This window comes from Microbacterium sp. SSM24 (assembly GCF_025989145.1).
Lineage (GTDB): Bacteria > Actinomycetota > Actinomycetes > Actinomycetales > Microbacteriaceae > Microbacterium.
The window spans coordinates 783,499-804,331 of the sequence record NZ_JAPDNQ010000002.1 but is presented as its reverse complement, the minus strand read 5'-3'; the positions used below and the strand labels follow the sequence as shown (position 1 = coordinate 804,331).

22 protein-coding genes, 1 tRNA gene and 1 rRNA gene are annotated in these 20,833 nt (G+C 70.1%); 21 read left to right on the top strand and 3 right to left on the bottom strand.

The window, feature by feature from the left end:
• The 18 genes from rrf to OL358_RS15720 all read left to right on the top strand — a co-directional run.
• Positions 1-77 (top strand): 5S ribosomal RNA (rrf, locus tag OL358_RS15805); the annotation flags it as partial.
• A gap of 89 nt (positions 78-166) precedes the next feature.
• Positions 167-2,038 carry a primosomal protein gene (locus OL358_RS15800; protein ID WP_264711010.1) on the top strand — a complete coding sequence of 624 codons (1,872 nt, stop codon included), beginning with the start codon at positions 167-169 and terminating at the stop codon, positions 2,036-2,038.
• Complete coding sequence (locus OL358_RS15795; RefSeq protein WP_264711009.1) at positions 2,038-3,075, top strand: HAD-IIA family hydrolase; 1,038 nt, start codon at positions 2,038-2,040, stop codon at positions 3,073-3,075. Before OL358_RS15800 ends, OL358_RS15795 begins: the two co-directional genes overlap by 1 nt.
• Before the next feature lie 40 nt (positions 3,076-3,115).
• Positions 3,116-3,292, top strand: coding sequence for a hypothetical protein (locus tag OL358_RS15790; protein ID WP_264711008.1), 177 nt, complete (start codon positions 3,116-3,118; stop codon positions 3,290-3,292).
• A complete protein-coding gene (locus tag OL358_RS15785) occupies positions 3,289-4,086 on the top strand; it encodes a TlyA family RNA methyltransferase (RefSeq protein WP_264711007.1) in 798 nt (265 codons plus the stop codon). Before OL358_RS15790 ends, OL358_RS15785 begins: the two co-directional genes overlap by 4 nt.
• Entirely contained in the window at positions 4,086-5,030 is a 945-nt protein-coding gene (locus OL358_RS15780; protein ID WP_264711006.1) for an NAD kinase, read from the top strand. Before OL358_RS15785 ends, OL358_RS15780 begins: the two co-directional genes overlap by 1 nt.
• A complete protein-coding gene (gene recN, locus OL358_RS15775; protein ID WP_264711005.1) occupies positions 5,027-6,715 on the top strand; it encodes a DNA repair protein RecN in 1,689 nt (562 codons plus the stop codon). The genes OL358_RS15780 and recN overlap by 4 nt, the downstream gene beginning before the upstream one ends.
• Positions 6,716-6,810: 95 nt before the next feature.
• Positions 6,811-8,508: a CTP synthase gene (locus tag OL358_RS15770; protein ID WP_264711036.1), complete on the top strand. Its 1,698-nt coding sequence runs from the start codon at positions 6,811-6,813 to the stop codon at positions 8,506-8,508.
• A complete protein-coding gene (locus OL358_RS15765) occupies positions 8,501-9,115 on the top strand; it encodes an NUDIX domain-containing protein (RefSeq protein ID WP_264711004.1) in 615 nt (204 codons plus the stop codon). The genes OL358_RS15770 and OL358_RS15765 overlap by 8 nt, the downstream gene beginning before the upstream one ends.
• Before the next feature lies 1 nt (position 9,116).
• Positions 9,117-10,061, top strand: a complete 945-nt coding sequence (gene xerD, locus OL358_RS15760) for a site-specific tyrosine recombinase XerD (protein ID WP_264711003.1) — start codon at positions 9,117-9,119, stop codon at positions 10,059-10,061.
• A gap of 47 nt (positions 10,062-10,108) precedes the next feature.
• On the top strand, positions 10,109-11,014 hold the full coding sequence (locus tag OL358_RS15755; RefSeq protein ID WP_264711002.1) for a ParA family protein: 906 nt from the start codon (positions 10,109-10,111) through the stop codon (positions 11,012-11,014).
• On the top strand, positions 10,998-11,825 hold the full coding sequence (locus OL358_RS15750) for a segregation and condensation protein A (protein WP_264711001.1): 828 nt from the start codon (positions 10,998-11,000) through the stop codon (positions 11,823-11,825). Before OL358_RS15755 ends, OL358_RS15750 begins: the two co-directional genes overlap by 17 nt.
• Positions 11,815-12,417 carry an SMC-Scp complex subunit ScpB gene (scpB, locus tag OL358_RS15745; RefSeq protein ID WP_264711000.1) on the top strand — a complete coding sequence of 201 codons (603 nt, stop codon included), beginning with the start codon at positions 11,815-11,817 and terminating at the stop codon, positions 12,415-12,417. The genes OL358_RS15750 and scpB overlap by 11 nt, the downstream gene beginning before the upstream one ends.
• On the top strand, positions 12,414-13,235 hold the full coding sequence (locus OL358_RS15740) for a pseudouridine synthase (RefSeq protein WP_264710999.1): 822 nt from the start codon (positions 12,414-12,416) through the stop codon (positions 13,233-13,235). Before scpB ends, OL358_RS15740 begins: the two co-directional genes overlap by 4 nt.
• Positions 13,232-14,356, top strand: a complete 1,125-nt coding sequence (locus OL358_RS15735; protein ID WP_264710998.1) for a prephenate dehydrogenase — start codon at positions 13,232-13,234, stop codon at positions 14,354-14,356. The genes OL358_RS15740 and OL358_RS15735 overlap by 4 nt, the downstream gene beginning before the upstream one ends.
• Positions 14,349-15,044, top strand: a complete 696-nt coding sequence (cmk, locus tag OL358_RS15730) for a (d)CMP kinase (RefSeq protein ID WP_264710997.1) — start codon at positions 14,349-14,351, stop codon at positions 15,042-15,044. Before OL358_RS15735 ends, cmk begins: the two co-directional genes overlap by 8 nt.
• The gene (der, locus tag OL358_RS15725) at positions 15,034-16,578 is read left to right on the top strand and encodes a ribosome biogenesis GTPase Der (RefSeq protein WP_264710996.1); all 1,545 of its coding nucleotides are present in this window, start codon (positions 15,034-15,036) and stop codon (positions 16,576-16,578) included. Before cmk ends, der begins: the two co-directional genes overlap by 11 nt.
• Before the next feature lie 89 nt (positions 16,579-16,667).
• Complete coding sequence (locus OL358_RS15720) at positions 16,668-17,567, top strand: NUDIX domain-containing protein (protein WP_264710995.1); 900 nt, start codon at positions 16,668-16,670, stop codon at positions 17,565-17,567.
• Positions 17,568-17,599: 32 nt separating this feature from the next.
• On the opposite strand, the gene OL358_RS15715 is transcribed toward OL358_RS15720, so the two are convergent.
• The 3 genes from OL358_RS15715 to OL358_RS15705 all read right to left on the bottom strand — a co-directional run bounded on the left by OL358_RS15715 (position 17,600) and on the right by OL358_RS15705 (position 19,388).
• Positions 17,600-17,968: an RNA-binding S4 domain-containing protein gene (locus OL358_RS15715; protein WP_264710994.1), complete on the bottom strand. Its 369-nt coding sequence runs from the start codon at positions 17,966-17,968 to the stop codon at positions 17,600-17,602.
• 56 nt (positions 17,969-18,024) lie between these two features.
• Positions 18,025-18,714 (bottom strand): lysoplasmalogenase, encoded by a 690-nt coding sequence (locus OL358_RS15710; RefSeq protein WP_264710993.1) that lies wholly within the window; start codon positions 18,712-18,714, stop codon positions 18,025-18,027.
• A gap of 89 nt (positions 18,715-18,803) precedes the next feature.
• Complete coding sequence (locus OL358_RS15705; protein ID WP_264710992.1) at positions 18,804-19,388, bottom strand: GNAT family N-acetyltransferase; 585 nt, start codon at positions 19,386-19,388, stop codon at positions 18,804-18,806.
• A 110-nt stretch (positions 19,389-19,498) separates the two neighbouring features.
• Between OL358_RS15705 and OL358_RS15700 the strand changes: the two genes are divergently transcribed.
• The 3 genes from OL358_RS15700 (at position 19,499) to OL358_RS15690 (ending at position 20,766) form a co-directional block, all read left to right on the top strand.
• Positions 19,499-19,575: transfer RNA gene (locus tag OL358_RS15700), tRNA-Pro, on the top strand.
• Positions 19,576-20,075: 500 nt separating this feature from the next.
• Entirely contained in the window at positions 20,076-20,261 is a 186-nt protein-coding gene (locus tag OL358_RS15695; RefSeq protein WP_264710991.1) for a hypothetical protein, read from the top strand.
• 46 nt (positions 20,262-20,307) lie between these two features.
• A complete protein-coding gene (locus tag OL358_RS15690; protein WP_264710990.1) occupies positions 20,308-20,766 on the top strand; it encodes a DUF2809 domain-containing protein in 459 nt (152 codons plus the stop codon).
• Positions 20,767-20,833: the final 67 nt, after the last annotated feature.

Here is a 20,833-nt window from a genome sequence, read left to right as displayed (position 1 = left end):
CGAACCCGGAAGCTAAGCCTCTCAGCGCCGATGGTACTGCAGGGGGGACCCTGTGGGAGAGTAGGACACCGCCGGACTTCCATTACCGAAATGGCCACCCAACGACGGGTGGCCATTTCGCGTTAACCCCCACACACTGAATATGCGCATCGGAAGGAACCGAGACATGGCCGAGCACGAGCCGAGCGACGACGCAGCAGACCGCGCGACGCGTGGGCACACGGACGGCCGGCCCCCTCGAGCCCGCGATGCCGGTTCGCGCGCACCCCAGCAGTCGCGCGGTCGCGATGGCGCGCCCTCCGGGTCCCGCGATGACCGCGGCCGGAATGATCGCAAGCCGTATGAGAAGCGCGACGGTGAGCGTAAGTCGTACCCGCCGCGTGATGGTGAGCGTAAGTCGTACCCGCCGCGTGATGGTGAGCGTAAGTCGTACCCGCCGCGTGATGGTGAGCGTAAGTCGTACCCGCCGCGCGACGGTGAGCGTAAGTCGTACCCGCCGCGCGACGGTGAGCGTAAGTCGTACCCGCCGCGTGATGGTGAGCGTAAGTCGTACCCGCCGCGCGACGGTAACCGCAAACCGTACGAGAAGCGTGACGGTGATCGTAAGCCGTACGAGAAGCGCGATGGCGAGCGTAGGTCGTACCCGCCGCGTGATGGCGAGCGTAGGTCCTACCCGCCGCGCGACGGTAACCGCAAACCGTACGAGAAGCGTGACGGTGATCGTAAGCCGTACGAGAAGCGCGATGGCGACCGGAAGCCGTACGAGAAGCGCGATGGTGACCGTAAGTCGTATCCGCCCCGTGATGGTGAGCGCCGTCCCTATGAGCGACGCGAAGGTGATCGCGGTTCGCAGCGCTCGGGGCGTCCCGATCGTCCGACGCGGGGCGGTGCCGATCGCCCCGACCGCGCGACGCGTCCGGAGGAGATCCGTTCCGTCCGGCCCCGCCACGACGATCCCGTCATCCCCGACGAGGTGATGCCGCAGGACCTGCACCCCAGCGCGCGCAACGAGCTCAAGACGCTCAGCAAAGAGAATGCCGAGCAGGTCGCCCGGCACCTCGTCATGGCGTCCGAGCTGATCGACGACGACCCTGAACTCGCCCATCAGCACGCGCTCTCCGCCTCACGCCGCGCCGGTCGTATCGCGATCGTCCGTGAGACGCTCGCGATCACGGCGTACGCGACGGGGGACTATGCCCTCGCTCTTCGCGAATTGCGCACCTACCGCCGCATCTCGGGCAAGGATGACCAGATCGCCCTGATGGTGGACAGCGAGCGCGGCGTCGGCCGCCCCGATCGCGCGCTCGAAGTCGGCCGCGGCGTCGATCGCGCCGCGCTGCCGACCGAGGTCCGCGTCGGCCTGGCCATCGCGATGTCCGGTGCTCGTCTCGACTTGGGTGAACCCGAGCGTGCACTCCAGGAACTCGACATCCCCGAACTCGATCCCGACCGCGCCTTCGAGTGGAGCCCGGCGCTCTTCTCCGCCCGCGCCACCGTGCTCGAGGAACTCGGTCGGACCGAAGAGGCCGAGCGTTGGGAAGAGCGCGCGCAGGTCGCGGCCGAGGCGATCGACGCGGCCAGCGGAGCCGGCGACCTCGAGACCGTCTTCATCGACGAGATCATCGAGATCGAGGACGACGACATCGACAGCGGAGCACTCGAGAACTCCGTCGCCGACGCCGACGCCGACGCCGACACGGAAGCTGACACAGTCGCCGACGCCGACGCCGACGCCGACGCCGACGCCGACGCCGACGCCGACGCCGACGCCGACGCCGACACCGATACGGAAGCCGACGCCGACGCCGAAGCCGACGCCGACACCGACACCGATACGGAAGCCGACGCCGACGCCGAAGCCGACGCCGACACCGCGCCGGACGCTGGGATCTTCCTGCCCCAGGCCGGGGATGAGGCATCCGCGGCTGTTTCCATCGAGGACGAGGTGGCCGAGATCCTCATCGAGGCCGGCGTCGACGAAGCACCCGATGCGGAGCCTGCCGATGAAGCCCCCGACGGCGAAGGCACCGACCGCTGATGCCGCTGTTCGGTCGCCCGTCGCAGCCGGCCCGTCCGCTCGACGGCGTGGATGTCGTGCTGGCCGATCTCGACGGCGTGGTCTACGCGGGCGCGGGCGCGCTGCCGCATGCGGTCGAGAGCCTCACTCGCGCGCGTGACGGCCGCACCCTCGGATACATCACGAACAACGCTTCGAGGACGGATGCCTCGGTCGCGGCGCATCTGTCCGAACTGGGTCTCTCCACCCGACCGGACGAGGTCGTCACGAGCCCTCAGGCCGCGATGCGCCTCCTCACGCAGCGTGTGGCGCCGGGATCGACGATTCTCGTCGTCGGCGGCGACGGCCTCGTCGATGAGGTGAACAAGGCCGGATTCGTGGTGACGCGATCCGCGGACGACGCCCCCGCGGCCGTCGTGCAGGGCTTCGCGCCCGAGGTCGGCTGGACGCAACTGGCTGAGGCCGCGTTCGCGCTGAAGGTGCCCGAGGAGGAGGGCGGCATCCCCTGGATCGCCACCAACACCGACTGGACGATTCCGCAGGCTCGCGGTGTCGCGCCGGGCAACGGCACGCTCGTGTCCGCCGTGCACACCGCGATCGGCCGTCTGGCGACGGTCGCCGGCAAACCCGAGGTGCCGATCTTCGAGGAGGCCGTCGCCCGGTTCGGGGCGCAGCATCCGCTCTTCCTCGGCGACCGCCTCGACACCGACATTCTCGGCGCCAACCGGGCCGGAATCGACTCGGCGCTGGTGCTCACCGGAATCGACCGGCCCAAGCACGTCCTCGCGGCACCCCAGGGGTCGCAGCCGACGTTCATTCTCGGCGACCTGCGCGAACTCCACGAGCCGTATCCCGAGGTGAAGATCGAGGGCGACGTCGCCACGGTGCGAGGCGCCGTGGTGCGGATCGAGGGACCGGACGTGCGGATCGTGTCGGAGGGCGACCGGCCGATCGACCTGCTGCGCGCAGGCGCGGCCGCGATCTGGTCGACCGGGCGGGCGATCTTCGGGTTCCGAGTTCCCGAGCAGCTCTACGCGGATCCCTTCCACCGCCCCTGAGTCGCACGGCGACGCGGGTGGTTCGCCGTATCCTTGGGGAATGGTGCAGCCCGACGAGCACGCGTCCGCCCGCGAGACCGACCCCGGCGACCTGCTGTCCACGCTCGAGGTGATCGAGGCGCAGCCGCTGCCGACCCGTGCCGACGCGTACGACGCCCTCCACGACACGCTGGCGCGGCGGCTCGAAGCCACGCCCGGCGCCTCGTCCGCGTCATGACGTCGCGGCTCGATGCCGCGCTGGCTGCCCGGGGGCTCGCACGATCGCGAACCCACGCGGCGACCCTCATTGCCGACGGCCTCGTGACCGTCGACGGACGGCCGGTCGTGAAGGCGTCGACACCCGTCGGCGACTCCGCGTCGATCGAGGTCGCCGGTGTCGATCACTACGTCAGCCGCGCCGCGCACAAGCTCATCGCCGGCCTGGACGCCTTCGGCATCGCCGTCGCGGGTCGCGTCGCGCTCGACATGGGCGCCTCGACCGGCGGGTTCACCCAGGTGCTGCGGGAGCGGGGCGCTGAGCCGGTGATCGCGGTGGATGTCGGGCACGGGCAGCTCGCGGCATCCGTCGCCTCCGACCCCGGAGTGGTCTCGATCGAGGGGTACAACGTGCGTCACATGACTGCGCAGTCCCTTGCCGAGGTGAGCGGCGTCGATGCGCCGCCGTCAGTGGTCACCGGCGATCTGTCGTTCATCTCCCTCGCGCACGTGCTGCCGGCCGCTCGAGCAGTGGTCGCCGACGAAGGCGACCTGGTGCTGCTCGTGAAGCCGCAGTTCGAGGTCGGCCGCACGGCGGTGAAGGGCGGCCTGGTCACGAATCCCGCGCTGCGGGCGGATGCCGTGGCCGGCGTGCTCTGGTCGGCCTGGGATGCCGGGCTCGGCACCTGTGGCGTCGTGTCGTCCCCGATCGTGGGAACGCACGGCAATTCCGAGTACATCGCGCACCTCGCGCCGGGACGTGGGAGCAATCCGACAGAATGGTTGAGCACCGTGAACCGACTGGCGGGGGTCTGATGACCGACAACGACGCACGCACCGTGCGCGACATCCTCGTCGTCGCGCACGCCCATCGCGACGACACCGTGTTCGCCGCCGAGCGGGTCGTGGCGGCGCTGCGTGCGGCGGGCGCGCGCCCGGTCCTCGCCGCAGACGACCGAGCCGAGCTCTCGGCCGTGATCCCGTCGTTAGGCGAGGTCGCGGTGCTCGGAGACGACGTCCCGGTGGCCGATGTCGAGCTGGCGATCGTGCTCGGCGGAGACGGCACGATCCTCCGGGCCGCCGAGCTCGTCCGCGAGGGGACGGCGCCGGTCCTCGGCATCAACATGGGCCACGTCGGCTTTCTCGCCGAGATCGAGCGCGATGACATGGACGACGCGGTGAGGCGCGTCATCGCCCGCGACTACGAGGTCGAGGAGCGCCTCGCGCTGGCGGTGCGGGTGAAGGATGCCGCGGACTCCGTCATCTACGAGACCTGGGCGCTCAACGAGGCCACGGTCGAGAAGGCCAGCCGCGAACGCATGCTCGAGGTCGTGATCGAGGTCGACGGACGCCCGCTGTCCACCTTCGGGTGCGACGGGGTCGTCGTGTCCACCCCCACGGGATCGACGGCCTACAACTTCTCCGCCGGCGGACCCGTGATCTGGCCGACCGTCGAGGCGATCTCCGTCGTGCCGCTGTCGGCCCACGCCCTCTTCGCGAAGCCGCTCGTCGTCGGTCCCCAGCATGCCGTGGCGATCGAGGTGCTCGAGCGCACCAACGGCGTCGGGATCCTGTGGTGCGACGGACGCCGCTCCCACGACCTGCCGCCCGGCGCCCGCGTGGTCGTGCGACGCTCCGAGAACCCGGTGCGGCTCGCGCGACTGCATCCGGCGCGGTTCACCGACCGGCTCGTGCGAAAGTTCCGGCTGCCGGTCGAAGGCTGGCGAGGACCCGCCGCGATCACGGGACCCACGCCGTGATCGAGGAGATGCGCCTGCGCGACCTCGGGGTGATCGCGGAGGCGACCCTGCCCATCGGGCCCGGGTTCACCGCGATCACCGGTGAGACGGGCGCGGGGAAGACGATGGTCGTGACGGGGCTCGGGCTCCTCCTCGGACAGCGGGCCGACTCCGGCGCCGTGCGATCGGGAGCGACGCATGCGACGGTCGACGGGGTGTGGATCGTGCCCGAGTCGGGGGCGGTCGCCGATCGTGTCCGCGACGCCGGAGGAGACCTCGAGCCGCTCGGCGACGGGCGCGCCGAGCTCTTCGTCGGGCGATCGATCTCGAGCGAAGGGCGCGGCCGGGCCTCGGTCGGCGGCAGGACCGCTCCGGCCGGCGTGCTCGCCGACCTCGCTGACGAGCTCGTCGTCGTGCACGGCCAGTCCGACCAGCTGCGGCTGCGGAGCGCTGTCGCCCAACGCGATGCGCTCGACCGCTTCGGGGGCGTCGCCGTGCAGGGCGCGCTGGCGACGTACCGCGAGGCGTACGAACGTTGGCGGACCGCCGACCGCGAACTGACGGCCATCACCGACGACGGCGAGGCCCGTGCCCGCGAGGCGGACGAACTGCGCGCGCAGGTCGCCGAGATCGAGCAGGCCGCTCCACAGCCCGGCGAGGATGCCGAGCTCATGGTGCGCGCCGAGCGGCTCGCCAACGCGGAAGAGCTCCGTATCGCGGCAGCGACGGCCCATGACGCACTGTCCGGCGAGGGCGAGCCGGACGCGGCATCGCTCCTGGCCGAAGCCCGACGGGCTCTCGAGCGCGCCGTCGATCCGGCGCTCGAAGAGCTCGCCGGACAGGTCGCCGAACTCGGCTATCGCACCTCCGACGTCGCCGCGGCCCTGGCCGGGTACCTCGCCGATCTCGACGAGACCGGGCCGCACGAGCTCGCCGCGGTCGAAGAGCGTCGCGCCGTGCTCTCGGCGCTCGTGCGTGCGCACGGCACGCTCGACGCCGCGATCGAGCTTCTCGACACCGGCTCCGCGCGCCTCGCCGAACTCGACGACGACACCGATCGCGTCGAGCGGCTGACCGCCGAGCGGGATGCCGCAGCATCCGCCGTCGACGCCGCAGCCGCCGTTCTCACCGACGCGCGCACCGACGCTGCCGAACGGCTCGGCGCCGCTGTCACGGCCGAACTGCGAGCACTCGCGATGCCCGACGCCCGCCTGTCCGTGGCGGTGTCGCCGGGCGCGGAGTCCGTCTCGGGACGTGATGACGTCGCGATCCTGCTGGCTCCGCATCCGGGCGCGGACCCGCGACCCGTGTCCCGCGGTGCATCCGGCGGCGAGCTCAGTCGGGTCATGCTCGCGATCGAAGTCGTCATCGCGGCGGCGGATCCGGTCCCGACGTTCGTGTTCGACGAGGTCGATGCCGGGATCGGGGGAGCGGCGGCGATCGAGGTCGGGCGCCGGCTCGCACGCTTGGCGCAGTCTTCGCAGGTCATCGCCGTCACCCACCTGGCGCAGGTCGCGGCGTTCGCCACCAATCACCTGACGGTCGTGAAGGCGGTCGACGGGTCGGTGACGGCATCCGATGTCCGCCGCCTCGACGGAGCCGACCGCGAGGCAGAGGTGGCCCGGCTGCTGTCGGGCATGCCGGATTCGGATGCCGCGCTCACCCATGCGCGCGAGCTCCTCGGGCTGCGGACCGAGGTTGTATGACCCGCCCGCGCTGCCGACGAGCGACGCGATCGCCCGAGCCACGCCGCGTTCGCTCAGGATCGACCCCCAGACGTGAGATAGGATAAAAGCCCGTGATGCAGACTTCTGGTTCTTCCCGCGGTGACACTTCGAACGACACCACCAAGCACATCTTCGTGACCGGTGGTGTCGTTTCCTCTCTCGGCAAGGGCCTCACCGCCGCCAGCCTCGGAAACCTGCTCACGGCGCGCGGCCTGCACGTCGTCATGCAGAAGCTGGATCCGTACCTCAACGTCGACCCGGGCACGATGAATCCGTTCCAGCACGGCGAAGTCTTCGTGACGGACGACGGCGCCGAGACCGATCTCGACATCGGACACTACGAGCGCTTCCTCGACATCGAGCTGAGCCAGGCCGCGAACGTGACGACGGGGCAGATCTACTCGCAGGTGATCGCGCGAGAGCGGCGCGGCGAGTACCTCGGAGACACCGTGCAGGTGATCCCTCACATCACCGACGAGATCAAGCGCCGCATGCGGTTGCAGGCGACCGAGGAGCCGCGCCCCGACGTGATCATCACCGAGATCGGCGGTACTGTCGGCGACATCGAGTCGCAGCCGTTCATCGAGTCGGCGCGTCAGATCCGCCACGAGCTCGGTCGCCAGAACGTGTTCTTCGTTCATGTCTCGCTCGTGCCCTTCATGGGCGCCTCCGGCGAGCAGAAGACCAAGCCGACGCAGCACTCGGTCGCAACGCTCCGCTCGATCGGCATCCAGCCCGATGCCCTCGTGCTGCGCAGCGACCGTCCCGTCACCGAGTCGAACAAGCGGAAGATCGCACTCATGTGCGACGTCGACGAGGGTGCCGTCGTCAACGCCGTCGACGTGCCGAGCATCTACGACATCCCGTCGATGCTCAACGAGCAGGGACTCGACGAGTACATCGTGCGAGCGCTGGGGCTGGCGAACGCGACCGAGGTGGACTGGTCGCGATGGGAGCGCGTGCTTCAGGCGGTGCACAACCCCAAGCACGAGGTCACGATCGGCCTCGTCGGCAAGTACATCGATCTCCCGGACGCCTACCTCTCGGTCACCGAGGCGCTCAAGGCGGGCGGATTCGCCCAGGAGACCCACGTCAAGATCCGCTGGATCCCCTCGGACGAGTGCGAGACCCCCGAAGGAGCCGCGAAGGCGCTCGCCCCGCTCGACGGCATCGTGATCCCGGGCGGCTTCGGCATCCGCGGCATCGAGGGCAAGATCGGCGCCCTCAAGTTCGCGCGCGAGCAGGGGATTCCGACGCTGGGCATCTGTCTCGGGCTCCAGTGCATCGTCATCGAGTACGCGCGTCATGTCGCGGGCATCGAGGACGCCTCGTCGAGCGAGTTCGACCCCGACACCGTGCACCCTGTCATCGCGACGATGGAGGAGCAGGTCGACATCCTCGAGAGCGGCGACATGGGCGGCACGATGCGCCTCGGGCTGTACCCGGCGGAACTCGCCGAGGGCTCGATCGCCGCCGAGGTCTACGGTTCCCGCCGTGCCTCGGAGCGCCACCGCCACCGCTACGAGGTGAACAACCGCTATCGCGACCAGATCGCACAGGCGGGCCTGGTGTTCTCCGGCATCAATCCCGATCTGGACCTCGTCGAGTACGTGGAGCTCCCGCGCGACGTGCACCCCTACTACATCGCGACGCAGGCGCACCCCGAGCTCCGTTCCCGTCCGACGGACGCGAATCCGCTCTTCCGCGGCCTCGTCGGCGCGGCCCTCGAGCGGCACCGCTCCAGCGAGCTCTTCGACGTCGAGAATGGCTGACGCCGTCGGCGGCTCGCCGCTCGCCGACGAGCCCGTCACGCTCGAGGTCATCGACAGCGATCTGGTGTACGAGGGGCGCGTGTGGGACGTCCGCAGCGACACCGTCGCGTACAACGGCGACCAGATCGTACGTCAGTACGTGGATCATCCCGGCGCGGCCGCGATCGTCGCGATCGACGACACCGACCGGGTGCTGCTGATCCAGCAGTACCGGCATCCGATCCGCCATCGCGATTGGGAGATCCCTGCCGGACTCCTCGACGTGGCGGGGGAGACCCCGATGCAGAGCGCCGTGCGCGAGCTCGCGGAGGAAGCCGATCTCGTGGCGGAATCGTGGGAGCCCCTCGTCAGCGTCTTCACGACGCCCGGCGGCAACGACGAGGTCGTCCACCTCTTCCTCGCGCGGGGCCTGTCGGCTGCTCGGGCGATTCACCCTCGCGAAGACGAGGAGGCCGACATCCGGGTGGAGTGGGTGCCGCTCACAGAGGTCGTCGCCGGCGTTCTCGCGGGGCGCCTGCGCAACGGCATCCTCGCGGTCGGCGTTCTCGCGGCAGCGGAACGGCTGCGCGCAGCGGCGGAGCGCCCGGACGGCGCATCCGGGTCCTGACATGAGGCTCGACCGGGCGGTGGACGCCTACCTGCGGCACATCACCATCGAGCGCGGTCTGTCCGACAACACCGTCGCCGCGTACCGCCGAGACCTCGCCGGATACGTCGCGTGGCTCGCCGCGCGGGGCATCGGCGACTCATCCGAGGTAACCTCCGCCGTCGTCGCCGAGTTCGCCGGCGAGCGCGCCTCCGCGCAGCCGGCGGTCGCGGCATCCTCTCTCGCTCGACTGCAGTCGTCGGTGCGCGGACTGCATCGCTTCCTGGCCCGCGAGGGCATCGAGAACGTCGACCCGTCCGCGCGTCTGCGCCCGCCGAAGCAGCCGCAGCGGCTGCCGAAGGCGCTCACCATCGATCAGGTCGAGGCGCTGCTGGAGGCGTCGGGTCCCGCTCCGTCGACAGAGGCGGATGCCGCTCCCGGCGCAGCCCCCGGAGACCTGGTGGGTCTGCGCGACCGTGCCCTGCTCGAGCTCCTCTATGCCACCGGAGCGCGGGTGTCCGAGGTCGTGCAGCTCGACGTCGACGACCTCGCCCACGGCGATGTGATCCGGGTGCGCGGAAAGGGCTCGAAAGAGCGGATCGTGCCGGTCGGCTCATACGCTCGCGCCGCGGTGGACGCGTATCTGACGCGCGCGCGCCCCGAGCTCTCGCGCCGAGGGAGGGCGACGCCGAAGCTGTTCCTCGGCGCACGCGGCGCGCCGCTGTCGCGGCAGAGCGCGTGGCTGATCATCCATGACGCCGCCGACCGCGCGCAGCTCACCGCCCACGTCTCGCCGCACACGCTCCGGCATTCGTTCGCGACCCACCTGCTCCAGGGCGGCGCCGACGTGCGGGTCGTCCAGGAGCTGCTCGGCCATGCCTCCGTGGCCACCACGCAGATCTACACCCATGTCTCCGTCGACGCGCTCCGCGACGTCTACGTCACCTCTCACCCGCGCGCCCGCTGACCCTTCCCGGGGGAAGGGCCTCGCCGTGACTAGAATCGGTGCACGGCATGGCGAAGTCAGGAGAGTCTGTGGCGGGCAGCAAGCGGGGCGCGACGAAGGCCTCAGGCGACGGGACGCCGATCGGTCCCACCGGACGTCCCTACCACGGCTTCCCGACCCCTCCGGCCCTCGACGGCACGGGTCCCGCCCGCATCATCTCGCTGTGCAATCAGAAGGGCGGCGTCGGAAAGACGACGACCACCATCAACCTCGCAGCCGCGCTCGCCAGCTACGGCCGCAAGGTGCTCGCGGTCGACTTCGACCCGCAGGGCGCGCTGTCGGCCGGACTCGGCATCCAGACCCACGACATCCCGACGATCTACGATCTGCTCGTCGACGGCAAGCGTGATCCGCGCGACGTCGTGGTGAAGAGCCGCGTCGAGAACCTCGACGTGATTCCGGCCAACATCGATCTGTCGGCCGCGGAAGTGCACCTGGTGAACGAGGTCGCGCGCGAGCAGACCCTCTCTCGCGCGCTGCGCAAGCTCACTCCCGACTACGACGTGATCCTCGTCGACTGCCAGCCCTCGCTCGGCCTGCTGACGGTGAACGCGCTCACCGCCAGCCACGGCGTGATCATCCCGCTCGAGTGCGAGTTCTTCGCCCTGCGCGGCGTCGCGATGCTCATCGAGACGATCGACAAGGTGCGCGATCGGCTGAACCCGACGATCACGCTCGACGGTGTGCTCGCGACGATGTACGACGCGCGCACGCTCCACTCGCGGGAGGTGCTCGAGCGGGTCGTCGACGCCTTCGGCGACGACGTCCTCGAGACCGTCATCGGCAGGACCGTGAAGTTCCCGGACGCCTCGGTGTCGGGCATGCCCATCACCGAGTTCGCGCCCGAGCACGCCGCCGCGCAGGCCTACCTGCGACTGGCGCGGGAGCTGGTCGCCCGTGGCGCCGTCGCCTGACGAGCACGCCCTCGCCAGCGAGTCGCCCGTCGAGGGCTTCCGCGTCTCGCTCGCGGGCTTCGACGGGCCGTTCGACCTGCTGCTTACTCTCATCTCGAAGCACGAGCTCGACATCACAGAGGTGTCGCTGTCGGCCGTGACGAACGAGTTCATCGCGTACCTGCGCGAACTCGGGCCCGACGAGGAGCTGGAGGAGGCATCCGAATTCCTCGTCGTCGCGGCGACCCTCCTCGACATGAAGGTCGCGGGGCTCCTGCCGCAGGGAGAGCTCGTCGACGCGGAATCGGTTGCGCTGCTCGAGGCGCGGGATCTGCTGTTCGCCCGTCTTCTGCAGTACCGGGCCTTCAAGGAGGTCTCGGTGTGGTTCGAGCGCTGCCTGCAGCGCGAGGATCGTCGGCACACCCGTGCGGTGCGGCTCGACGAGAAGTACCGCAACGCGGTGCCCGAACTGGTCTGGACGCTCAGCGCCGACGACTTCGCCGCGCTCGCCCTCCTTGCGATGACGCCCAAGGAGATCCCGCACGTCGGGCTCGACCACCTGCACGCTCCGCTCGTGAGCATCCGTGAGCAGGCCGCGGTCGTGGTGACGCTGCTGCGGGATGCCGGCACCTTGAACTTCCGCGAGCTCGTCGCCGGTGTCACTCAGCCCGGTGTCGTGGTCGCCCGATTCCTCTCTGTGCTGGAGCTGTACCGCCACGCCGCCCTGTCCTTCGAACAGCTCGAGCCGCTCGGGGAGCTCACGCTCCGCTGGAGTGCGCAGCGCTGGTCCGACGAGAACCTCGCCACTCTGGGAGCCGACTATGACCGATGATCCTCACGCACAGGAACCGTCCGCACCCGTGGCGACCACCGACGTCGCGCGACGGCTGGAGGCGATCCTGCTCATCGTCGAGGAGCCGCAGAGCCTCGTGAGCCTCGCTGCGGCGGTCGGCTCGCCGGTCCCGGCCGTCCGGCAGGCCGTGGAGGGGCTCGTCGCCGATTACGACGGCGAGACCGGCGGACCCGTGCGCGGCTTCGAGCTGCGCGAGGTGGGGGGCGGCTGGCGCCTCTACGTCCGTGAGGAGCACGACGACCTCGTGAGCGAGTTCGTGAACGCGCAGGCGCCGTCGCGCCTGTCGCAGGCGGCGCTCGAGACGCTCGCCGTCATCGCGTACAAGCAGCCCGTCACACGCGGCCAGGTGGCGTCGATCCGTGCGGTGAACGTCGACTCCGTCGTGCGCACGCTGCTCTCGCGCGGGCTCATCACCGAAGTGTTCACGGATGCCGAGACCGGCGCCATCAACTACGGCACCACGGGCGCGCTCCTGGTGAACCTCGGCATCAACTCGCTCGACGAGCTGCCGCACATCTCGCCGCTCCTCGATGACGGGGCCGACGGATTCGACGAGGAGGCCCGCCGATGAGCGACCACGATCCCTTCGGCACGCCCGAGGGCGTCCGTCTGCAGAAGGTGCTCGCGAACGCGGGTGTCGCCTCGCGTCGTGTGGCGGAACAGCTCATCGTCGAGGGCCGCGTCCGCGTCAACGGCCAGGTCGTGACCGAGCTCGGATCCCGCATCGACCCCGAGAGCGACCTCGTCGACGTCGACGGCTCCGCGGTGCAGCTCGATCAGTCCAAGCGCTACGTGATGCTCAACAAGCCGACAGGCGTGGTCAGCTCGATGAAGGACGAACGGGGGCGCCCGGATCTGCGAATGTTCACGAAGGACTGGGAGGAGCGCCTGTACAACGTCGGGCGGCTCGACGCGGAGACCAGCGGCCTCCTCGTGCTGACCAACGACGGCGAGCTCGCCCACGTCCTGGCGCATCCGTCCTTCGGGGTGACGAAGGTCTACATCGCGAAGGTCGAGGGACGGGTGACGCCGCAGACGATCCAGCGGCTCCTGCGCGGCGTCGAGCTCGAAGACGGCCGGATCGCCGCCGACAAGGCGCGACTGCTGTCGTCGTCGGCCGAAGGCGGGGGATCGCTGGTCGAACTCACGCTGCACTCGGGACGCAACCGCATCGTGCGGCGCATGATGGCGGAGGTGGGGCATCCGGTCGTCGAACTCGTGAGGCGGCAGTTCGGTCCACTTCACCTGGGAACGCTGCCAGCCGGGCGCGCTCGTGAGTTGACTAAGGTGGAGCGGGGCGCTCTGCTGACTCTCGCGCGTCGCGCGACGGGCGATGCGCCCGAGTCCCACGACGACTCCGACCCGCGGAGCGATCAGGAGAACGAGTGACCGAGTCCACGCCGACGACTTCCGGCGCGCGCGCCGCGCGGGTGCAGGGCACCGTGCGGATCGTGGGCGCCGGCCTGCTCGGCGCGAGCATCGGCCACGCGCTGACCGCACTCGGGGTCGATGTCGCGCTCGACGACACCTCTCCGGCACAGCTGCGCCTCGCCGTCGACTACGGCGCCGGCCGTCGGGCGGCCGCAGAGGACGAGCCCGCACTCATCGTGGTGGCGGTGCCGCCGGATGTCACGGCCGACGTCATCGAGCGCGAGCTCGCACGGTACCCGCGGGCCGTCGTCACCGACGTCGCCAGTGTCAAGCTCGAGCCGCTGCGCACGTTGCGCGAACGCGGCGTCGATCTCACCCACTACATCGGCTCGCACCCGCTCGCGGGACGCGAACGCGGCGGAGCCATCTCGGCGCGCGCCGACATCTTCGTCGGCCGGCCCTGGGTCGTATGCCGTGACGGCGAGACGTCGGCGACCGATCTCGCGGTCGTCGAGGCGCTCGCCCTGGACCTCGGCGCGATGCCCCTCGAGATGGGTCCGGAAGAGCACGACCGCGCCGTCGCGCTCGTCTCCCACGTTCCGCAGCTCGTCGCGAGCCTTCTCGCCGGTCGCTTCGTGGACGCGCCGGACGGATCCCTCGGCCTGGCGGGCCAGGGGGTGCGCGATACGACGCGGATCGCGGCATCCGCCCCCGAACTGTGGGTGCAGATCCTCGGCGCCAATGCGACCCCGGTGGTCGACGTGCTCGATGCGCTCGCCGCTGACCTCTCGTCGGTGGCCGATGCGCTGCGCAGCCCCGACGCTCCCGGCGCACGCCGCGCCGTCGCCGACACGATCCGCCGAGGGAACGAGGGCGTCGAGCGCCTCCCCGGCAAGCACGGTCAGAACCGCCGCTTCGAGCAGGTCGTCGTGATGGTCGACGACACGTCGGGCCAGCTCGGGCGCCTGTTCGGAGAGCTCGGGGAGCTCGACGTGAACGTCGAGGACCTGCGTCTGGAGCACTCGCCCGGCGCGCAGTTCGGCCTGGCCGAGATCAGCGTCGTGCCCAGTGCCGTACGACGCGCCGTGGAGGGCCTGGAGGCCCGCGGCTGGAAGATTGCGAGCACCACCAATGACTGAGCCGTTCATCGTCGCGATCGACGGACCCGCCGGCAGCGGCAAATCGAGCGTCTCCAAGCAGGTCGCGCGCCGACTGGGCTATGGCTTCCTCGACACCGGCGCCGCCTATCGGGCGCTCGCGTGGCACGCGCTCGAGCACGGCATCGACACGTCTGACTCGACCGCCGTCCTCGAAGTGATGGGCGACTTCGACTACGCGATCTCGCTCGATCCGGACACCTTCTGGGTGCGGGTGGGTGCAGCCGACGTGACCGCCGCGATCCGCGAGCCGCGCGTGTCGGATGCTGTGAGCGGCGTCGCACGCGTGCCCGCGGTGCGGCAGTCCGTCAACACGCTCTTCCGTGCCCTGGTGACGGCATCCGGCCGCTCCGGCGTCGTCATCGAGGGCCGCGACATCACGACGGTCGTCGCGCCCGACGCCCCGGTGCGCATCCTCCTCACGGCCGCCCCCGAGGTGCGGGCGGCGAGGCGCAGCGCCGAACTCGCCGGACAGGATGCCGCGGCCGTCGCCGCTGCGCTGCACAAGCGCGATGCCTCCGACTCGGCTGTCGTCGACTTCCTCACCGCCGCGCCGGGCGTCGAGGTCGTCGACTCGACCCACCTCGACTTCGACCAGACCGTGGACGCCGTCATCGGCGTCATCCGCACGAATGAGCCTGTACAGACGGGAATGAACGATGGCCGCTGACAGCCGCGACGCAGAAGACTTCGACGAATTCGAAGCGGGCGAGGACCACCTCGCCGAGAACCTGGCAGACCTCGACGAGGAACTGGCCGAAAGGCGCGCCGCCTCGCTCCGTGCGGGGCTCGCCGACTACGAGCTCGACGACGAGGACTCCGTCCTCCTCGACGGAGTGCTGCGCGGCGAAGACGGCATCGAGTACCTGCCCGCCCTGCCCGTCGTGGCGATCGTCGGGCGCCCGAACGTCGGCAAGTCTGCGCTCGTCAACCGCATCCTCGGTCGCCGGGAAGCGGTCGTCGAGGACACCCCGGGCGTCACCCGCGACCGCGTCACGTACAAGGCCGAGTGGATGGAGCGCCGGTTCTCGCTCGTCGACACCGGCGGGTGGGAGCCCGACGCGCGCGGCATCGACCGCTCCGTCGCCGCTCAGGCCGAGGTTGCGATCGACCTCTGCGACGTGGTCATGTTCGTCGTCGACGCGATGGTCGGCGCGACGTCCACCGACGAGCACGTCGTGCGTCTGCTGCGCAAGAGCGGCAAGCCGGTGTTCCTCGTGGCGAACAAGATCGACGACGCTCGCCATGAGCCCGAGGCCGCCGCGCTGTGGAACCTCGGACTCGGCGAGCCGCACCCCGTCTCGGCGATCCACGGCCGTGGAGTGGCCGACCTCCTCGACGAGGTCGTGAAGGTGCTCCCCGACGTCTCGGCCGTCGCGAAGGCTGAGATCGGCGGCCCGCGCCGCGTGGCGATCCTCGGCCGCCCCAACGTCGGCAAGTCCTCCCTCCTCAACAAGGCCGCCGGTGAAGAGCGCGTCGTCGTGAACGAGCTCGCCGGCACGACCCGCGACCCCGTGGACGAGATCGTCGATCTGGGCGGCAAGCTGTGGCGCTTCGTCGACACGGCAGGCATCCGTCGCCGCGTCCACCTTCAGCAGGGTGCGGACTTCTACGCCTCCCTGCGCACCTCGGCCGCGCTCGAGAAGGCCGAAGTCGCGATCGTGGTCATCGACGTCACGCAGCCTGTCAGTGTGCAGGATCTCAACATCATCGACCTGGTGCTCGAGTCGGGCCGCGCGCTCGTCATCGCCTACAACAAGTGGGATCGCCTCAACGACGACGACATGGACGGGCAGGATCGCCGACGGTACCTCGAGCGCGAGATCGAGCAGGACCTCGCGCACGTCGCGTGGGCGCCGCGCGTCAACATCTCGGCCCGCACCGGTCGCCACCTCGACAAGCTCGTTCCTGCGCTCGAGACCGCGCTCGAATCGTGGGATCAGCGCATTCCGACCGGCAAGTTCAACGCGTTCCTCACCGAGCTGGTCAACGAGCACCCGCACCCGCTCCGTGGCGGCAAGCAGCCGCGCATCCTGTTCGGCACGCAGGCAGCGAGCCGGCCGCCGACATTCGTGCTGTTCACGACCGGATTCCTCGACCCGGGCTACCGCCGGTTCATCCAGCGCCGTCTGCGCGAGATCTACGGCTTCGAGGGGTCGCCGATCGTGATCAACATGCGCGTCCGGGAGCGCCGCCAGCGCTGAGCGGCGGGGACCGGCCGACAGGGCGCCGGCGGTCGGTCACGGGCCGACACCCGGACGCCCCGCGCCGGCCGGTGTGACAGGCTGGCAGCGTGACGATCGAGCCCCCTGCCTTCGGTGAAGCGCGCCGCCCGCTCGGCCCGCGCGACCCCGGGGACGCGTGGGTCGTCGCACCGACCGGCGAGCGGTACTGGGGCCGATTCGGTGCGGCGGGTCTGCTCGCCGTGGACGCGGACCGCGGAGTGCTGCTGCAGCATCGCGTCTCGTGGAGCCACTTCGGCGACACGTGGGCTCTGCCGGGCGGTGCCCGCCACGAGGGCGAGTCGGCGTGCGACGCGGCTCTGCGCGAAGCGGCCGAGGAAGCAGGGGTTCCGGATGCCGCGATCCGCGCGCGCGTGCTGTCGGTGCTCGATCTCGGCTACTGGAGCTACACGACGCTCATCGGCGACGTGGAGGTCCCGTTCGAGCCGACCATCAGCGACCCGGAGAGCAGGGAACTCGCCTGGGTGCCGATCGACGCGGTGTCGCAGCATCCGCTCCATCCCGGCTTCGCTGCGTCGTGGGACCGCCTGCGGGGCCTGCTGACCGCGCGGCCTGCGATCGTCGTCGATGCGGCGAACGTGGTGGGCTCGGTGGCCGACGGATGGTGGCGCGACCGACCTGGCGCGGCGGCTGGTCTGCTGTCGCGCGTGGCGGGAGCCGCCGAAACGGGCATCCTCGCATCGGCGCTCGATCTTCCCGAGCACACGTGGTTCCCCGAATGGTCCGTCGTGCTCGAGGGTCAGGCGCGTGCGGCCGGCGACGTCGCAGGCATCGATGTCGTGCGAGCGGAGGCATCCGGAGACGACGCGATCGTCGCGGAAACCCGGCGCCTCGTCGCAGCGGGGAGGCAGGTGACCGTGGTGACCGGCGATCGTGAGCTGCGTCAGAGGGTGACGGATGCTGCCGCCCACGTCCGAGGCACGCGCTGGCTCCAGGAGCTCATCGCCTGATCCGTCGCGGAAGCGACACGCCTCTCGTGGTTTCAGCGATCGCGCAGACGGTCGATCTCGCGCCGTTCGCGCTTCGTCGGCCGGCCGGCACCGCGGTCGCGCACCGGCACGAAGGCCGTCAGCTCGCGAGGTGGAGGAGGCGGAGTGCGGTCCTCGACCGCCTCGGCGGCGACGGAGGCTCCCACGCGCTTCGTGATGGGCTGCTTCACGACGAGAATGCGGTCGAAGCCGGCGATCCGCACCCGCAGCTCGTCGCCGGGACGCACCGGCTGAGCGGCCTTCGCCCGTTCGCCGTTCACGCGCACATGGCCGGCGCGGCACGCCGTGGTGGCGGCGGAACGCGTCTTGTAGACGCGGATCGCCCAGAGCCACGCATCGACGCGAGCGGAGGCATCCTTCATGCCGTGGCCTCGGGTGTCATTCGGTGGGCGCTCGTGTCAGGTGTCGATGCGCATGGTCATGCTGTGGCATTGACGGCGGGCGCGGCCTCGACGGGGGCCTCGAGACGCGCACGCGTCGCTTCCAGCACCCCTGCGGCGATGAGGCCCTGGCCCAGGCAGTACAGCGACATGACGAGTGGGCTCGACCATGCCGGGAGCGCGTCGGGGACGAAGAGCTCGAACGCGAGGATCGAGTCCGACGCGAGGAAGAACGCGCCGCCCCATGCGATCAGCGGGTGACAGCGCGCCGCGCCGACCGCCGTCGCGCCGAGCACGATGCCGTAGAGCGCGACCGGGATGAGGAGGGCGCCGAGGTACGGCCACAGCACGACGAGGAGGGCGACGTACCAGACGGCGTACACCGCGGACCACAGGGGGACGCGACGAACGGCGAGCATGCGCCAGAACAGCCAGATGTAGCAGAGGTGGGCGAGCGCGAAGAAGAGGAGCATGACCGGCACGACGTCGGTGCCGGGGAAGAGCGGCCCGGCTCCGTCGCCCAGCCACGACAGTCCGATGGCGACCACGAGGATCGTGTGCGCACTCGTCCAGTGGCGATGCCCCGCCCACACCACCGCGAGGGCGAGGAACGGCATCAGCATCAGCTTCGTGGGACGTGCGGCGTCGTGCGCGTCGACGGCGAGCGCCCACACGTGCACGAGCGCAGCGAAGATGAACGGGGCGAAAGCGATCCACAGGCGTGGCATGGTCCTCCTCAGGCGGTGCATGACAGGAGACGCCGTCGTCCAGGGTAGATCAACCCCAGGGGCGTGGCCACGTTCCAGGGCTGGCGCTCTCAGGAGCGCAGGTCGAGAGCCACGATAGCGAGATCTGCACGTGGACGGGCCACTTCTTCGAAACCTGCCTTCACGAACGTCGACACGACGCCGTGGAACAGCGCGCTCGATCCCTTCTTGGAACCCTCTGCGGGATCGAGCGGGTATGCCTCGATCACGCGTGCGCCGCCCTCTCGCGCGAAGTCGACGGCGGCGGCGAGCAGTCGATCGTTGAGTCCTTCGCCGCGGTGCTCCTTGCGCACCACGAAGCAGCTGACGGCCCACACCGAGTCGTCATCCCACGGCTCGGCGGACTGAGCGAAGTTCTTCGTTCGCGCGAGACGTCGTTGCCGCGTGCGCGGTCCGACGCGCACCCAGCCGGCGGGCTCGCCGTCGACGTAGGCGACGAGTCCGGGCGGCGGCCCGGCATCGACCTCGGCGCGGAAGAGCTCCTGGCGCTGCGGCTGCGACGTGGTGTTCCATTCCGCATTCGTGATCGTCCACCACTGGCACTGGCAGCCGCGCCCGTCGCCGCCGTTGTCCCAGGCATGCTGGGCGTCGGCGAAGCGGTCGGCGGTGGCGGGTTGGATGGTGATCTGCGCCATACCGAGAAGCTACTGCGCGGCTCCGACACGCGCGAGGGGCCCGGCCGCGTTCGCGAGGGCTCCGGGGACCGGGTAGGATGGGGGAGTTGTCCGCGCTCCGGCTCGGGCATCGGGATGTGGCGCAGCTTGGTAGCGCACTTGACTGGGGGTCAAGGGGTCGCAGGTTCAAATCCTGTCATCCCGACCACATGAGAAAGGGTCGGCCGAAAGGCCGGCCCTTTCGCGTTGTGCACCGTGGCATGCTGGATCCGGCCCGGAACCTCGCGAGAGATTCCGGGCGTTCTGCATGTCTGCGAAACGTCAACCCCTCCAAAGCCCTCGGGGTCGAACGGTTGTCGTCGATGAGCTTTTGGTGCTCGAGCGTACGAGGCAACCCGACTGTCCTCCGAAGCGGGGACAGAATGCGCGTCATTTTCCTCCGTTGATAGAGGTCTTCTGGGTAGGACTTGTTGCTCATCGGAACTTCTCTGTTGCGAAGCTGGGTGTCGCGAAGCCCGCCGACGAAGGGACGGGATGCTGAATCGAACGTCATGACTACGTCTGCGTACCTGCTGAGGAGGTGAAGGTCGGGGCACGTTCAACGTGCCCGTCCAAGGACCAATGAACGCGATCATTCTGGCCGGACTCTTGGCTGCGCTCACGTCCGCACAACTGACAGCCCGTCGCCGTGCATCACGGATCGAGCGAGTGATGCTGCTGTTCCTGCTCGTCGGCGAGGTCGTGCTACTCGTCCTACTTCTGCTCGACCAGGCGTTCGCAGACGGCGTTCTCGTCTGGTTGGTCCTCGCGGTGTTCTCGCTCGGCAATGCGGTGCTCGCCGGGGTCGCCATCCTGGGCCGACACCCGAATCGCAACGCCGTCCCTCCGATCTAGTGCTGCGATCGCTCGCTGCCGCAGGAGCGTGACGCAGACTGTGGGGATGGACTCTCCGCGCGATGCCGCCGGCCGTCGCTCGGCGAACGCCGACGTTGCACCGCGAGGCGGACGGCGAGGACGACGCATCGGCGCCGTCGTCCTGCTGGTGCTCGTGACCGGGGCGGGACTCTCCGTGCACGCGTTCGCGCCGGAGAACGCGGCATCCGACATCGCGGGCGATGCGCTCTACGCGGCAGCCGCCTACTTCGCGGTCGTGATGCTGGCCCCGTCGCTGCGGCCGATCGTGGTCGGCGCGATTGCTGCCGGGTGGTGCGTGGCGATCGAACTCTTCCAGCTGACGGGCATCCCGCTGCTGGCTGGTGCGGCGTTCCAGCCCGCGATGCTCCTGCTCGGAACGGTCTTCGATGCACGCGACCTCGTCGTCTACATGGGCACGGTCGCCGCGCTTACAGGATTGGATGCCGCGACGGCAGTCGTCGTCGGGCGGGTGCGGCGGCGCTAGCCCTGGAGCCGCTGTCGCCGCACCGTGGCATGCTGGACCCGGCCCGCCCGCACGAGCGTGGCCGCGG

Coding starts and splice junctions, on each gene's coding strand:
- OL358_RS15800 (WP_264711010.1), top strand. CDS start 167: ATGGCCGAGCACGAGCCGAGCGACGACGCAGCAGACCGCGCGACGCGT.
- OL358_RS15795 (WP_264711009.1), top strand. CDS start 2,038: ATGCCGCTGTTCGGTCGCCCGTCGCAGCCGGCCCGTCCGCTCGACGGC.
- OL358_RS15790 (WP_264711008.1), top strand. CDS start 3,116: ATGGTGCAGCCCGACGAGCACGCGTCCGCCCGCGAGACCGACCCCGGC.
- OL358_RS15785 (WP_264711007.1), top strand. CDS start 3,289: ATGACGTCGCGGCTCGATGCCGCGCTGGCTGCCCGGGGGCTCGCACGA.
- OL358_RS15780 (WP_264711006.1), top strand. CDS start 4,086: ATGACCGACAACGACGCACGCACCGTGCGCGACATCCTCGTCGTCGCG.
- OL358_RS15770 (WP_264711036.1), top strand. CDS start 6,811: ATGCAGACTTCTGGTTCTTCCCGCGGTGACACTTCGAACGACACCACC.
- OL358_RS15765 (WP_264711004.1), top strand. CDS start 8,501: ATGGCTGACGCCGTCGGCGGCTCGCCGCTCGCCGACGAGCCCGTCACG.
- xerD (WP_264711003.1), top strand. CDS start 9,117: ATGAGGCTCGACCGGGCGGTGGACGCCTACCTGCGGCACATCACCATC.
- OL358_RS15755 (WP_264711002.1), top strand. CDS start 10,109: ATGGCGAAGTCAGGAGAGTCTGTGGCGGGCAGCAAGCGGGGCGCGACG.
- scpB (WP_264711000.1), top strand. CDS start 11,815: ATGACCGATGATCCTCACGCACAGGAACCGTCCGCACCCGTGGCGACC.
- OL358_RS15740 (WP_264710999.1), top strand. CDS start 12,414: ATGAGCGACCACGATCCCTTCGGCACGCCCGAGGGCGTCCGTCTGCAG.
- cmk (WP_264710997.1), top strand. CDS start 14,349: ATGACTGAGCCGTTCATCGTCGCGATCGACGGACCCGCCGGCAGCGGC.
- der (WP_264710996.1), top strand. CDS start 15,034: ATGGCCGCTGACAGCCGCGACGCAGAAGACTTCGACGAATTCGAAGCG.
- OL358_RS15715 (WP_264710994.1), bottom strand. CDS start 17,968: ATGAAGGATGCCTCCGCTCGCGTCGATGCGTGGCTCTGGGCGATCCGC.
- OL358_RS15710 (WP_264710993.1), bottom strand. CDS start 18,714: ATGCCACGCCTGTGGATCGCTTTCGCCCCGTTCATCTTCGCTGCGCTC.
- OL358_RS15705 (WP_264710992.1), bottom strand. CDS start 19,388: ATGGCGCAGATCACCATCCAACCCGCCACCGCCGACCGCTTCGCCGAC.
- OL358_RS15690 (WP_264710990.1), top strand. CDS start 20,308: ATGGACTCTCCGCGCGATGCCGCCGGCCGTCGCTCGGCGAACGCCGAC.